This window comes from Acinetobacter sp. RF15B, from assembly GCF_007558235.1.
Taxonomy (GTDB): domain Bacteria; phylum Pseudomonadota; class Gammaproteobacteria; order Pseudomonadales; family Moraxellaceae; genus Acinetobacter; species Acinetobacter lwoffii_C.
In genome coordinates, this window is the sequence record NZ_VLSR01000058.1 from 1 (window position 1) to 477 (window position 477).

At 41.9% G+C, this 477-nt stretch carries 1 protein-coding gene; it reads left to right on the forward strand.

Annotated elements, in window-relative coordinates:
• Window positions 1-53 precede the first annotated feature (53 nt).
• Window positions 54-477: helix-turn-helix domain-containing protein (locus tag E2K74_RS14470; protein WP_151208235.1), on the forward strand; the 424-nt coding region annotated here is incomplete at its 3' end.

The window sequence follows — 477 nt, forward strand, 5'->3', positions numbered from 1 at the left end:
AAGCAAGATGAGCTAGCATTTTGCTTCCGACCGACCAAAGTCAAAGTTGCATCATGAACTATACTCATCTTACTCAAGAAGAAAGATATCAGATTTCCACATTGTTACGTGAAGGTTTTTCTAAACGTTATATCGCCTGGAGGCTAAATCGCTCACCTTCCACTATTTCCAGAGAAATAGCACGTAATCGGGCAAGGAATGGTTATTTCGCTCAACATGCCCATAAATTAGCTCGCAGACGGCATTGTCCTAATCCCAAAAGAATCCCTTATGATACTTGGGTACAGGTCATTGCTTATCTTGATCTCCAATGGAGTCCCGAACAGATTGCTTCTCATGTTTCAGTCAGCCTGCATTCCATATACAGGTTTATACAGCAGGATAAAAGCAGAGGTGGTGTGCTCTTCCACAACTTACGTTTCAGAAATCAAAGGAAGAGAAAATATGGCTCTATTGAGACTCGTGGCCAACTGACAA